Consider the following 12,324-nt stretch of genomic DNA (forward strand, 5'->3'; position numbering starts at 1 on the left):
CGATGTCCACCCCAGGGGTAAGCGGAATACATCAGGAGTGGTGCACGGAGTCCACGGAACCGCTCAGTCCTGCGGCCCGCACCGCCAAGCAAAGCAACGGCTCACCAGGTTCTCAGAGGCCTAGGGGTCAGCGCTCCTCTTCGGGTTCGCCTTCCTGGTCGAGGCCGTGCTCGATGGCGTAGCGGGCCAGCTCCACGCGGTTGTGGAGCTGGAGCTTGCGCAGGGTCGACTGGACGTGGTTCTCGACCGTGCGGTGGGAGATCACCAGCTTGTTCGCGATCTGCCGAGCCGTCATGCCCTTGGCGACCAGCCGCAGCACCTCGGTCTCGCGCTCGGTGAGCTGCGGCGCCTGGTGCTCGGAATCCGGCGTGATCGCCATCCGGCGGTACTCGCCCAGCACCAGCCCCGCCAGGCCAGCTGTGAACACCGCGTCGCCCGCGGCGGTGCGGCGGACCGCGTCCACCAGCTCCTCCGCCGAGGCGGACTTGACCAGGTACCCCGAAGCGCCGGCCTTCACCGCCTCCAGCACGTCGGCGTGCTCACCGCTGGCCGACAGCACCAGCACCCGGGTACCGGGGATCTCCTGGGTGATCTGCAGCGTCGCCTGAACGCCCGAGGTGTCGCCGAGGTTGAGGTCCATCAGCACGACGTCCGGCGTCACCGTCTGCGCGATGCGCAACGCCGACGCGGCGTCGCCGGCGGTGGCGCGGACGTCGAAACCGCGCTCGCTCAAATCGCGCGCGACCCCGTCCCGCCACATCGGGTGGTCGTCGACCACCATCACGGTGACCGGCGGTTCGCTCATCGCTGTCCTCCTCGGCGGCGTTTCGGCTCCGGAACGCGCGGCACCCGGACCTCCCACTCGGTGCCCTCGCCCGGCGCGGTGTCGAGACTGATCTTCCCACCCAGGGCGGCGACCCGACCCCGGATGGATTTCGCAATCCCCATCCGCCCTTCGGCGGCAGCCTCGTCCAACCGCCCTTCGGGGATGCCCGGTCCGTCGTCGCGGACGCTGAGCACCACCTCGTCCGGCAGTTCCTCCAGCAGCACCCAGGCCTGGGCCTGAGCGCCCGCGTGCTTGTCGACGTTGGCCAGCGCTTCCCGGACCACCGCCGCGAGGTCGGCGCTGAGCTGCTCGCTCAGCCGGACGGGGTTGCCCGGTACCGACACGTGCACCCGCGCGGTGCGCAACACCTGCAGGCGGGCCGCGAGATCGGTCTCACCGTCCTCTGTGGTCTCCGGGTTCGTGGCGATCAGGGAGCGCAGCTTGATCTCCTGCTCCCCGGCCAGTTCCGCGAGTTCGGCCGCCTCGCCGCCGAGCTCCGCGCCGCGCCTGCGGACCCGCGCCAGCACCTGCAGCACGCTGTCGTGGATGGACCGGGCGAGCCGTTCCCGTTCCGCCGTGGCGGCTTCGGCGCGCAGCGCCTGCGCGAGCCGTTCGGTGGAGCGGCGCGCGGTGTCGGAGTTCAGGCCGATCACGAGGCCCACCCCGACCAGCAGCAGAGTGTCCAGCGCCATGTCTGATCCGGTGCGGCCCCGGACCAGCAGATTGCCGGCAGCGGCGAGGATTCCGGTGGTGACACCGCCCTTCATCCCCCACTGCACCGCCGCCGCGGTGACCCCGGTGGAGTGCCAGACCGTCACCACCGACGGGTCCGAGGAGTTCATGTGGGCCTCGGTGAGGATGAACTCGTTGAGCAGGAACAGCGCGTTGACCACCACGACGTCGACGGCCACCAGCCGGTCGGTGCGCCCGGCCCTGGTCCGGTAGCGCCAGACGGTGAAGGCCGTCCACACCGCCATGCAGCCGAGGCAGATCGCCGCCAGCCACGGTCGCTCGTAGCTGTTGAAGAACATGAAGAACATGACCGCGGCGTAGAGGAACGTCACGACGCGAAAGACGTTGTGCCCCCGCCACAGCGGCGTTCGGCCGTCGGCCACCTGAGGTGGCGTCGGCGCTGCTTGCCAACCCGTCAACTCGAACTCCTCCCCGAGCGCCCATCCTGCCCCACGAGGGCTCCGTTGCGGAATCGCGTGGCCGGGAAAGCGAAATGCGTCGCACTGCTCCGAACCGCCGATCCGCGACGCCCGGTTGGGGGCGTTCGCCGCGAAACGCCGTTCCCGTTTTCACGTTGTGCTTCGGTGTGCTCATTCGCTGTGCCAGGCTCCGGGCGGGAGGTGACTGATGGGCGGTTGGTTGTTGTGGCGCATGCGCCCTGCTGCGATCGGCTACGTCCTGTTGGTCCAAGCGCTGGCGCTGGCGTTGGTCGTGCTCGTGTTCGTGACCGGGCGGCGACCGGACACCGACGATCTGCTGAACTTCGCGGCGCTCGCCTCGACCGCCGGCGCGACCATCGTGATCACCTCCGTGTCGATCAACCTCCGGCGGCAGATCCGGCGCAACCCGTGGACCCTGCACATCGTCTACCTGGCGGCCGGGATCCTGTTGCTGCCGACCAACCTCCTCGTCCTGCTGCTGCTCGGTCCCACCCTGCACGGCGTCCTGCACGACCGGCCGGAAGCGCACCGCTGGCTGTTCACCACCGCGGCCACCACCGTCGCCACGTTCGCCGCCCGGCTGGTCGCCGGGTGGGACGAGCCGGTGTGGACGGCGGTGAACTTCTTCGCCGTCGGCGTGGTGCTGCTGGTGGTGCGCGCCTCGGTGGTCGCGGGCGGGATTCGGTTGCGCACGCCCGGAGCTCCGCGCTCCACAGTGCTGGGTGAGCCGATCGACGTGCTGCTGGGCATCGTCGCGGCCAGCCTCGGCGGGCTGATCGCGGTCGCGATGTCGGCGGAGCCGCTGGCCGCGCTGCTCGCCGGCCCCCCGATGGTCCTGCTGGACCTGGCCGGTCAGCTGCCGCAGTGGCGGCGGACCGCCCAGCACGACGGCAAGACGGGCCTGGCCAACTCCTCGCACTGGGAGCGCATCGCGCGCGTGGAGCTGATGCGCGCCCGGCAGCGGCAGCAGCCGGTCGCTCTGCTGCTGCTGGACCTGGACCGCTTCAAGCGGGTCAACGACGAGCTCGGTCACCTCGCCGGCGACATGGTGCTGGCCAGGTTCGCGACGATGCTGCAGGACAACGTCCGCAGCGAAGACCTGGTGGGGCGCTTCGGCGGCGAGGAGTTCGTGGTGCTGCTGCCCGGGACCCAGGGCGAGACGGCCTACCGGGTCGCGGACCGGATCCGGGTGTCCACGGCCGCTCTGTCGGTGGACACCCGCGACATCCACGGCGACCAGCGGGAGCTCACCGGGCTGACGGTGAGCATCGGCGTGGCGACCACCGGCCGGTTCGACTACGAGCTCACCGACCTCCTGGTGGCCGCCGACGCCGCGATGCTCGCCGCCAAAGCAGCCGGCCGCAACGCCGTGACCGTCGCGTGAGCGGCGGTCACGGCGGTCGTCCCTCAGTCCTTCTTCGCCTCGTCCCCCGGTTCGTCCTCCGCGGGCTGGTCCTCGGCGAGTTCGTCGTCGGTGTCGGCGGGGGCTGACGGTTCCAGGGGGATGCCGGTGGTGTCCGGGAACTCCTCCTCGGCTGCGATCAGCGCCCGGATCGCAGCGTTGAGCACCGCGACCAGCGGGATCGCCAGCAGCGCGCCGACGATGCCGTTGATGACCACGCCGATGCTGATCGCCAGGACGACGCCGAGGGCGTGGATCTGCACTGCGCGACCGAGGATCAGCGGCTGGAGCACGTTGCCCTCCAGCTGCTGGACCAGCAGCACCATGCCGACCACGATCAGCGCCACGACCCAGCCCTTGGTCACCAGCGCGACCAGCACCGCGACCGCACCGGAGGCGACCGCGCCCACGATCGGCACGAATCCGCCGAGGAACACCAGCGCGGCCAGCGGGATCGCCAGCGGAACGCCCAGGATCACCAGGCCGAGGCCGATGCCGAGCGCGTCCACCACCGCGACGAGCGCGGTCGCGCGCACGAACCCGACCAGCGACGTGAACCCCGCGACCCCCGCGTTGTCCACCCGGTGCCGGACCTGGCGCGGCGCCAGGCGGACCACGAACAACCACACGCGGCGGCCGTCGTAGAGGAAGTAGATGAGGGTGAACAGCGCCAGCACGATCCCGGTCAGCAGGTTGCCGAAGGTGCTCGCGGTGGACAGCGCGCCGCTGGTCAGGATCGCCTGGTTGGACTGCAGCCAGTCACGCGCCTGCTGGATGTAGTTGGCGATCTGGTCGTCGTTGAGGTGCAGCGGCGAGACCGCGAGCCACCGCCGCATCGCTTCGAGGCTGGCCACGACCTGGCGCTGCAGGTCCGGGAAGCCGTTGATGAAGGCGTTGACGACGAAGGTCAGCACACCGCCGACCACCGCGAGACCGCCGACGAGCACCATCGCCGTCGCCAGCGCCCGGGGCACCTTGCGCCGCGCCAGCCAGGACACCAGCGGTGCCAGCAGCGCCGCCAGCAGCAGCGCGATCGCCACCGGGATCACGACCACGTAGATCCGCGTGATGATCATGCCCGTCACGTACAAGGCGGCGGCGATCACCAGCATGCGCCAGCTCACCGCCGCGGAAACCCGCAGAACCCGTGGGATCGCCGTCGAGGCGTCGTCGGGCTTGCTGATCTTCAGGTCGCTCACACCGCCACCGTATCCCCGATCTCGACCCCGCATCCCCACAACGGGCACCCCCGCGAACCTCCACCCCCGACCGGACCGGGTCGACCGGATCACGGCCGTATTCCGGCACCCGATTACGGCGGTATTCCGGGTTCGAACGGACTGCCGCCGCAATCCGGACCCCGAACACCGCCGTAATCGGGTTCCTCCGGGGAGGCCGGTTGGCGGCGGGATGTCCGGTTCGGGCGGATCGGCAAGTTGAAGGATGTAACACGATGTAGCGAACTGGCTTCTCTGCGCTTACGGAAGACGACCTTGTTTTGAAAGAGTTCCGGTCGCGAGGGAGGACGAAGCTCCGTGGGGGAGCCACAGCAGGCCGAGGAGGTTCTGGCACCGCGATGTCCGTCCGTGACCGTACGACGCAGACCGCCGGACGGCGGTTGCTGGGCCGTTCTCTGGTCCTGGCGGGCACCGCAGTCGCCGGAACCTCCGCGGCCTTGCTGGTCGGGCAGCCCGCGGAAGCCGAATCCGGGACTCCGACGGACGCGCTCGCCGAAGCTCCTGCGCTCTCCGAGGCCGCCGCGCTCACCGGCGACGCCGCGGACCTCCCGGCGACCGCGCTGGAGCACGTGCGACACGCGGACCCCGCTTCGTTCCCGCTCGACGACCTGGACCCGCTGGCCCTGGTGCCCGACGAACCGGTCGGACAACTCCTCCCCAGCGGCGACGACGACGCGACCGCCGCACCCGCCCGGACGCCGCAGGACACCGAGCCCGCGGCATCGCTGGTCGAGCCCGCCGACGGGCCGGACCGGCAGGCGGACGGCCCGCGGCCACCGATGGCCGCGAACACCCCCGATCCCGGGCCGTCCACGGCATCCCCGCAGGTGGACGCTTCGGTCCGGGTGACCGGACAACCCGTTCCGGTCGCCCCGAACACCCCCGAGCCGGAGCGTCCGGCCGTGAACACCGCACTGCCCGCGTCGACCGGCTGCGCCAAGACGGCGGACGGCCAGCAACCGGGCGCCGGTCTCCCCGGCCGGTACCCGGCGGCACCGCTCGCCGACGGAGCGCGTCCGGACGCGTGCGCGCAGGACCGCGCCGAGGTGCTGCGAGGGGTGCCGTCCCCTGGCCCCGGCGCGACCCCTGACTGACCCGCTGACCGGCAGCGATTCGCAGCGTGGCGAACGCGCGTGCCGGCGACTTCGCGATCTGAGTCCACCGCCGACCGATCATGATCAATTTCTGATGACGGTGCGGCGTTCGAAGTTGATTTTCCCCCGGAACGCGGGGAGCCTGGTTAAGGAGAAGATCCATGCAGACTTGGGCGAAGCGCGGCGTTCAGACCGCGCTGGTCACTGGTGGCATGCTGGCCGTCGGTACGGGGGTCGCGTCCGCCGGGGATGCCTGTCAACAGCGTCCGATGCCGTTGGGAGAGTCGGTGTTCCCGCCCGCGCTCGACGAGACCGCGCCGCTCGGCCGTTGCCTGGTCGGGGACCTGTTCGCAGAGGGTGCGCAGCACAACAGCCCGGTGGTCGAGTCCCGCCGCGGTCAGCTCGACGAGTCCGTCAACGAGCTCACGCGCGAGATACCCGCGCTGCGGTTCCAGGACTCGCCGCTGAAGCTGGCCGGCTGGGCGGCCGACCCGTCCGAGGCCACGCCGCTGGACCTGCGCCGCTCGCCGCAGGGCAGCGCGCCGACCACCCCGGCCGAGGGCTTCCACCGCTCGCTGAGCTGGTCCGCGCCCATCGGTGACGTCGTCCGCGACCGCCTCCCCGACAGCGGACCGCAGACGGCCGAGCTGGTCATCCCGCACGACGACCTCGTCTACTTCGACGGCTTCGCCCCGGCCAACGGGATCATGGAGCTCTACGAAGGCGCGCTGGCCTCCCGCGAGGAGGCTCCGGTGGAGACCGGCGGCCTGCTGGCCACCGACTCGGTCGACCTGACCTCCGCCGACGTCGGCGGTCTGCGCAGCGACCTGCGCACCGTGCCGCCGCTGGTGCTGTCCGCGGCCCTGGCCGAACCGCCCGCTCCGCCGGCCGCGCCGGTGGAGTTCGTGCCGCTGGACGTGCCGGGCGAGCGGCAGGCCCCGGTCACCGAGGTGCCGCCGCTGTCCGGGCTGTCGCTGCTGGAGCTGTCCAAGGTGCCCGGAACGGTCGAGCGCAGCGGTCCCGGCCTGTCCGCCCCGATCCCGGGCTTCGGCGAGCTCAACGCGCTGCAGAACGGCCAGACCTCGGCGCCGACGCCCAGCCGGATCACCGCCGCGCTGGAGGACACCGTCCTCCCGGCGCACACGATGGTCGCCTCCCGGTCCGACCTGCCGCTGCTGTCCGGCACGGCCGGCGCCCCCGACGTCACCCTGCCGATGCCGGCCATCAGCCCCGAGCTGATGCACCGCTTCGACAACGCCGAGACCGTGGTCATGCACCGCGTCTGATCCCGCGCACGAGAAGGCCCCGCCCGCTGTGGAAGCGGACGGGGCCTTCTCGCGTCAGGGGGTCACCGCGGGTTTCTCGGACCGCGGGATGTCGACCGGTGTCCGGTCGCGTTCGCGCCACCACAGGTAGCCGTTGTAGGCCAGGTAGGCGACGCCGAAGTAGACGTAGGAGTTGCCGACGAACTGCTCGAAGACGTTCCAGGTCAGCTCCAGACCCTTGCCCTGGGGCATCTTCCAGTGCGGGCCCATCATGAAGAACCCGCTGATCAGCGTCGTCATCAGCAGCATCGCCCAGTCCCGCCGCACGTACGCCGCGCCTGCCAGCAGCAGCAGCCCCGGGATGGCCCAGACCCAGTGGTGCGACCAGGAGATCGGCGAGAGCAGCAGACCGAGCACGCCGTTGAGCACCACGGCGGTGGGCAGGTCTCGCTGCCGGACGGCGTTGATCATCCCCAGCACCGCCAGGCCCAGCACGAGCACCGCGAGCAAGCCCAGCACGAGCGTCAGGTTCGGCGCGCTGAGCTTCGACAGCAGCGACTTCAGCGACTGGTTGCCCGCGTAGGTCGAGGCGTCACCGGTGAACTTCGGCCCGAAGTTGACGTGGCTGTTGGCGAACATCTCGTGCAGCCAGAACCGGCGGGCGTTGTCGAAGGTGATCAGCAGCCCGACGAGGGCGGTGCCGACGAAGGTCAGCAGCGACACCGCGATCGTCCGGAAGTCCCGTCGCAGCAGCGGCAGCAGCAGGAACACCAGCGGCGTGAGCTTGATGCCCGCCGCGATGCCGATCAGCAGGCCGCGCGGGTAGGGCAGCTTCTTGGTGCCCTCCACCCGCCACAGCAGGTCCACCACCACCAGCGCCATCAGCACGATGTTGATCTGCGCGTAGGTGATCGTCTCCATGATCGGTTCGCTGATCGTGGCGATCGGCAGCACGGCCGCGGTCACCATCAGCACCCGCTCCCGGTGGGCCTGCAGGAACGTCGACTCCCGCAGCACCACGTACAGCGTGGTCAGCAGCGCCAGGTGGCTGACCAGCATGATCACCGCGGTGGACACGGCCTTGGGCACCAGCGCGAGCGGCGCGAACACGATCGCCGCGAACGGCGGGTAGATGAACGGCAGCTTCAGACCGGACTCGGTGGGCGGCAGGTTGTGGTAGAGATCGCGACCTCCCAGCAGCGCCTGGGCGCCCTGCCGGTAGACCTCGCCATCGATGTGGTCGTGGGTGTTGACCGTTGAGACCACCACGATGGCGATCAGCTCGGCGATCGCGATGACGGCCAGCAACGACCTGTGACTACGCATTCGCTCGGCCAGCGGAACCAGATCCGCGGTTCCGGGCATTGGCATGCACCATCCTCTCGGCTACCACTGCCGCTCAAGGGTAGAGATGGCCTCGGCGCAGTCGGACGCTCGGCGTCGGGCGGAAGCCCGTTCGTGACGCACTCTCTATCGGTAGTGCCCGCGCGGTGTTTCGCACAGGCCTTCTCGATCGTGTTTCACCTGCACGAATGATCAAAATTCGATCATCGAGGTGACTCGTGGGCAAGGTGTGGACAAGCCGCTGACGCAGCGTTATAAGCGGAGCGTGAAACCACCATTACGGGTGGTCGCTTCGCTCTTGAAATGCGCCCCACCACAAGGGGAGGCTCAGACGGACTGCTCCGTTTGGTGGGGAGGGAGGGGGCCGAATGAGTGTCCTTGACGTGGCTGCAGCCCAGCTGGCACCCGTGTGGGACGAGCTCGTCAGCGGGCTGAACGTCGGGGTGCTGCTGACCGATGACCGCGGCCAGGTGCTGGCCACCAACGACGTCGCCGCCGAACTGATGCAGCTGGACCGGGCCGATCTGCTGACCGGAACGCGTCCCCACGACTGGGAGGTCCGCGACGACACCGGCGCGTCCATGCCGGACTGGGCCGACCTGGCCGGTCAGGTGCTGCGCGCGGGCTGCCCGCTGTCCATCCCGCTCGTCATCATCAGCGGTCGCACCGAGAGCCGCATCTGGGCGGACTACCACGCCGTCACCGTGCAGGGTCGCAGGCGAGTGCTCGTCCTGCTGCAGTCCGTGCACACCGACGTCTCGCACTCCTCCGGGCTGCTCGACCCGCTGACCGGTCTGCCCGGTCGCGTGCTGCTGCTCGACCGGCTGCAGCAGTCGCTGGTCCGGTCCCGCTCCCGCGGCACGCTGTCGACCCTGGTGCTCATCGACGTGCAGCGGCTCTCCGACTTCAACGCCACGCACGGCTTCGAGCGCGGCGACGAGCTGCTGTCGACGCTGGCCGGGCGGCTGCGCGAAGGCCTCAAGGACGAGCACACCGTGGCCCGCTACGGAGGGGACGAGTTCGCGGTGGTCGCCGAGCATCCCAGCGGCACGGGCGAGCGGATCGCCGCCCAGGCGCGCGAGGTGGCCGGCTGGCCGATGCGCATCGGCCGCAAGCGGGTCCGGCCCGTCCTGCGGGTCTCCTGGGTGACCACCGACGGCCTCGCCTCGGTCCACTCGGTCCTGGCCCGCGCGGAACAACAGCTCACCGCGAAGGTGCAGGCCTAGCGGACGGTGTGGTGTGCGGAGTTCGGGGGCCGCGTCAGGCACCGCTACCCGCACCGCTGCGCACGACGACCACCACTGGACCGGATCGCCCCGAAGAGCCTGGTCGTCGATCGGGAAGGAGGTACTGCGTGGGTCAAGTAACCCCTGCTGAACGAAGCGGGGCACCCACGGTGAGGTGGGTGCCCCGCTTCCGGTTCGCGACGGCTCAGCGCTCGGCGTCGCCCGAGATGAAGTCCTCGACCGCCTGGTAGGCGTCGGAGTCGGAGTACTGCTCCGGCGGCGACTTCATGAAGTACGACGAAGCCGACAGGATCGGGCCGCCGATGCCGCGGTCCTTGGCGATCTTGGCGGCGCGGATCGCGTCGATGATGATCCCCGCCGAGTTCGGCGAGTCCCACACCTCGAGCTTGTACTCCAGGTTCAGCGGCACGTCGCCGAAGGCGCGTCCCTCCAGCCGGATGTAGGCCCACTTGCGGTCGTCCAGCCACGGCACGTAGTCCGACGGACCGATGTGCACGTTGCGCTTGCCCAGGTCGCGGTCGACCTGCGAAGTCACCGACTGCGTCTTGGAGGTCTTCTTCGACTCCAGGCGCTCCAGCTCCTTCATGTTCATGAAGTCCATGTTGCCGCCGACGTTGAGCTGCATGGTGCGGTCCAGGTGCACGCCCCGGTCCTCGAACAGCTTGGCCAGCACGCGGTGCGTGATGGTGGCGCCGACCTGCGACTTGATGTCGTCACCGACGATCGGCACGCCGGCCTCGGTGAACTTGGCGGCCCACTCCGGGTCGGAGGCGATGAACACCGGCAGGGCGTTGACGAAGCCCACGCCCGCGTCGATCGCGCACTGGGCGTAGAACTTGTCGGCGTCCTCCGAGCCCACCGGCAGGTAGGACACCAGGACGTCGACCTCGGCCTCGCGCAGCGCTCGGACCACGTCGACCGGCTGCTCGTCGGACTCCTCGATGGTCTCCCGGTAGAACCGGCCGAGACCGTCGTGGGTGTGCCCGCGCTGCACGGTGACGCCCAGCGGCGGCACGTCGGCGATCTTGATGGTGTTGTTCTCGCTGGCGACGATGGCCTCGGAGAGATCCCGGCCGACCTTCTTGGCGTCCACGTCGAACGCGGCGACGAACTTCACGTCGCTGACGTGGTAGTCACCGAAGGCGACGTGCATCAACCCGGGCACCCTCGTGTCCGGATCGGCGTCGGAGTAGTAGTGCACACCCTGCACCAGCGATGCAGCGCAGTTCCCAACGCCGACGATCGCCACTCGCACCGAGCGACCGGGACGATCTCCGCCCATGGCAGGGCCCTCCTTCTTGGTCATCTGTCGTGTCCTTGCTCGAATTGAGCCGGTGGCTGATTACCCGCAACGGGGTACCCACCGGCATCGGGCCGCCCGGGCGCCGAGGCAGCTGCCTGCTCGCCGCGTTCGGTCTCGATGATCTCGTCCAGCCAGCGAACCTCGCGCTCGCTGTGGTCCAGCCGTAGCCGGTGCAGTTCCCGCGTGTAGCGGTCGAGGCACTCCCCGGAGCGGGCCAACGCGCTGCGCAGCCCCTCATGGCGCTCCTCCACCCTGCGGCGCCGGGCCAGCAGGATGCGCATGCGCGCCTCGGCGGGCGTGCGGGAGAAGAACACCACGTGCACGCCGAAGGCGTTGTCCTCGCAGGAACGGGGACCGCTGTCGGCGACCAGCTCGTCGAAGCGCTGCTCGCCGGCGGCGGTGATGCGGTACACGCGGCGGGCGCGGCGGCCCCACGCCTTGGACTCCTCGGCGTCCGATTCCTCTTCGATCAGCCCGGCACGGCACAGCCTGCGCAGCGTCGGGTACAGCGATCCGCAGGAGAGCGCGCGGAACACGCCGAGCGTGTCGTTCAGCTGTTTCCGCAGCTCGTATCCGTGCATCGAGGAGTTGTGCAGGAGCCCTAGCACCGCGAGTTCGAGCATCTGCACCTCCTACGAGCGTCTAATAGGCGCCGCGAATAATAAGGACTGCCAGCGCTGGCAGGGGCACCCCGCGAAGTATATCGCGCCGATATATCGCGGCTCACCCTCGAGCCGCGCCAGAGGTGTTCGGCGTCACCGCACGTGATGGCGGAGATGCCCGCCTGCCCTGAACGGCGCATGGAGCGCGCGGGGGCGGCACGTACCCTGTGGTCGTGCGGACCCAACGGCAAGTGGTCGACTACGCGTTGCAGCGCCGAGCGCTCCTCGCGCAGTTGCACGCTGGCCGCGTCGGGGTGATGGAGGTCTGCGACGCCGACCCGTACTTGCTTCAGGCGGCGAAGTTCCACGGTGAGCCCAGCGACACCACCTGCCCCGTGTGCAGGAAGGAAGAGCTGACCCAGGTCTCCTGGGTGTTCGGCGACGCTCTCAAGCACGCGTCGGGATCGGCGCGCAAACCCGAAGAGCTGGACCGGATGGCCAACCTGTTCGAGGAGTTCAACGTCTACGTCGTCGAGGTGTGCCGCACATGTAACTGGAACCACCTGGTGCTGTCTTACGTTCTCGGGACCAACGGCTTGAACGACGGCCGATCCGGGCGCAAGACTGCAGCGGAGTGAGATTCGGTCGTGCACCCGGCACGCCCGCACGCGCCGATGCGGCGCACCCCCGACGTGAACGCATCACCGGCGTCGCCCCGACGCCTGTCCTGGAGGCCAACTCGTGAACGACGAGCGTGACGACCATGCCAAGGGCCGCCACTCCCGGCATCCGAACCCCGACGGTCGCCCCACGCCACCCCCGCCGCAGAAC

At 69.9% G+C, this 12,324-nt stretch carries 11 protein-coding genes; 5 read left to right on the forward strand and 6 right to left on the reverse strand.

Annotated elements, in window-relative coordinates; translation table 11 throughout:
* Positions 1 to 127 precede the first annotated feature (127 nt).
* Both E1202_RS24825 and macS read right to left on the reverse strand, forming a co-directional pair.
* Positions 128 to 805 (reverse strand): response regulator, encoded by a 678-nt coding sequence (locus tag E1202_RS24825; protein ID WP_132685544.1) that lies wholly within the window; start codon positions 803 to 805, stop codon positions 128 to 130.
* Positions 802 to 1,977 (reverse strand): MacS family sensor histidine kinase, encoded by a 1,176-nt coding sequence (macS, locus tag E1202_RS24830; RefSeq protein WP_268952362.1) that lies wholly within the window; start codon positions 1,975 to 1,977, stop codon positions 802 to 804. Before macS ends, E1202_RS24825 begins: the two co-directional genes overlap by 4 nt.
* Before the next feature lie 208 nt (positions 1,978 to 2,185).
* On the opposite strand from macS, the gene E1202_RS24835 reads away from it, so the two are divergent.
* Positions 2,186 to 3,382 (forward strand): GGDEF domain-containing protein, encoded by a 1,197-nt coding sequence (locus E1202_RS24835; RefSeq protein WP_132685545.1) that lies wholly within the window; start codon positions 2,186 to 2,188, stop codon positions 3,380 to 3,382.
* A 23-nt stretch (positions 3,383 to 3,405) separates the two neighbouring features.
* On the opposite strand, the gene E1202_RS24840 is transcribed toward E1202_RS24835, so the two are convergent.
* Positions 3,406 to 4,599, reverse strand: a complete 1,194-nt coding sequence (locus tag E1202_RS24840) for an AI-2E family transporter (protein WP_132685546.1) — start codon at positions 4,597 to 4,599, stop codon at positions 3,406 to 3,408.
* A gap of 377 nt (positions 4,600 to 4,976) precedes the next feature.
* On the opposite strand from E1202_RS24840, the gene E1202_RS24845 reads away from it, so the two are divergent.
* Both E1202_RS24845 and E1202_RS24850 read left to right on the forward strand, forming a co-directional pair.
* Positions 4,977 to 5,732 carry a hypothetical protein gene (locus tag E1202_RS24845; protein ID WP_132685547.1) on the forward strand — a complete coding sequence of 252 codons (756 nt, stop codon included), beginning with the start codon at positions 4,977 to 4,979 and terminating at the stop codon, positions 5,730 to 5,732.
* 161 nt (positions 5,733 to 5,893) lie between these two features.
* The gene (locus tag E1202_RS24850) at positions 5,894 to 7,018 is read left to right on the forward strand and encodes a hypothetical protein (protein WP_132685548.1); all 1,125 of its coding nucleotides are present in this window, start codon (positions 5,894 to 5,896) and stop codon (positions 7,016 to 7,018) included.
* 54 nt (positions 7,019 to 7,072) lie between these two features.
* On the opposite strand, the gene E1202_RS24855 is transcribed toward E1202_RS24850, so the two are convergent.
* Positions 7,073 to 8,368 (reverse strand): glycosyltransferase family 87 protein, encoded by a 1,296-nt coding sequence (locus E1202_RS24855; RefSeq protein WP_132685549.1) that lies wholly within the window; start codon positions 8,366 to 8,368, stop codon positions 7,073 to 7,075.
* Between the two features lie 356 nt (positions 8,369 to 8,724).
* On the opposite strand from E1202_RS24855, the gene E1202_RS24860 reads away from it, so the two are divergent.
* Positions 8,725 to 9,567, forward strand: a complete 843-nt coding sequence (locus E1202_RS24860; protein ID WP_235878976.1) for a sensor domain-containing diguanylate cyclase — start codon at positions 8,725 to 8,727, stop codon at positions 9,565 to 9,567.
* A gap of 205 nt (positions 9,568 to 9,772) precedes the next feature.
* Here E1202_RS24860 and E1202_RS24865 read toward each other — a convergent pair whose 3' ends face one another.
* Both E1202_RS24865 and E1202_RS24870 read right to left on the reverse strand, forming a co-directional pair.
* On the reverse strand, positions 9,773 to 10,894 hold the full coding sequence (locus tag E1202_RS24865) for an inositol-3-phosphate synthase (RefSeq protein ID WP_408007268.1): 1,122 nt from the start codon (positions 10,892 to 10,894) through the stop codon (positions 9,773 to 9,775).
* Positions 10,891 to 11,514: a PadR family transcriptional regulator gene (locus E1202_RS24870; protein ID WP_132685551.1), complete on the reverse strand. Its 624-nt coding sequence runs from the start codon at positions 11,512 to 11,514 to the stop codon at positions 10,891 to 10,893. Before E1202_RS24870 ends, E1202_RS24865 begins: the two co-directional genes overlap by 4 nt.
* Positions 11,515 to 11,726: 212 nt before the next feature.
* Here E1202_RS24870 and E1202_RS24875 point away from each other — a divergent pair, with 212 nt between their 5' ends.
* The gene (locus E1202_RS24875; protein ID WP_207918906.1) at positions 11,727 to 12,131 is read left to right on the forward strand and encodes a DUF5318 domain-containing protein; all 405 of its coding nucleotides are present in this window, start codon (positions 11,727 to 11,729) and stop codon (positions 12,129 to 12,131) included.
* Positions 12,132 to 12,324 lie beyond the last annotated feature (193 nt).

It is taken from the genome of Saccharopolyspora karakumensis (assembly GCF_004349225.1).
In the GTDB taxonomy this organism is placed as follows: domain Bacteria; phylum Actinomycetota; class Actinomycetes; order Mycobacteriales; family Pseudonocardiaceae; genus Saccharopolyspora; species Saccharopolyspora endophytica.

Coding starts and splice junctions, on each gene's coding strand:
- E1202_RS24870 (WP_132685551.1), bottom strand. CDS start 11,514: ATGCTCGAACTCGCGGTGCTAGGGCTCCTGCACAACTCCTCGATGCAC.
- E1202_RS24850 (WP_132685548.1), top strand. CDS start 5,894: ATGCAGACTTGGGCGAAGCGCGGCGTTCAGACCGCGCTGGTCACTGGT.
- E1202_RS24855 (WP_132685549.1), bottom strand. CDS start 8,368: ATGCCAATGCCCGGAACCGCGGATCTGGTTCCGCTGGCCGAGCGAATG.
- E1202_RS24845 (WP_132685547.1), top strand. CDS start 4,977: ATGTCCGTCCGTGACCGTACGACGCAGACCGCCGGACGGCGGTTGCTG.
- E1202_RS24825 (WP_132685544.1), bottom strand. CDS start 805: ATGAGCGAACCGCCGGTCACCGTGATGGTGGTCGACGACCACCCGATG.
- E1202_RS24835 (WP_132685545.1), top strand. CDS start 2,186: ATGGGCGGTTGGTTGTTGTGGCGCATGCGCCCTGCTGCGATCGGCTAC.
- E1202_RS24865 (WP_408007268.1), bottom strand. CDS start 10,894: ATGACCAAGAAGGAGGGCCCTGCCATGGGCGGAGATCGTCCCGGTCGC.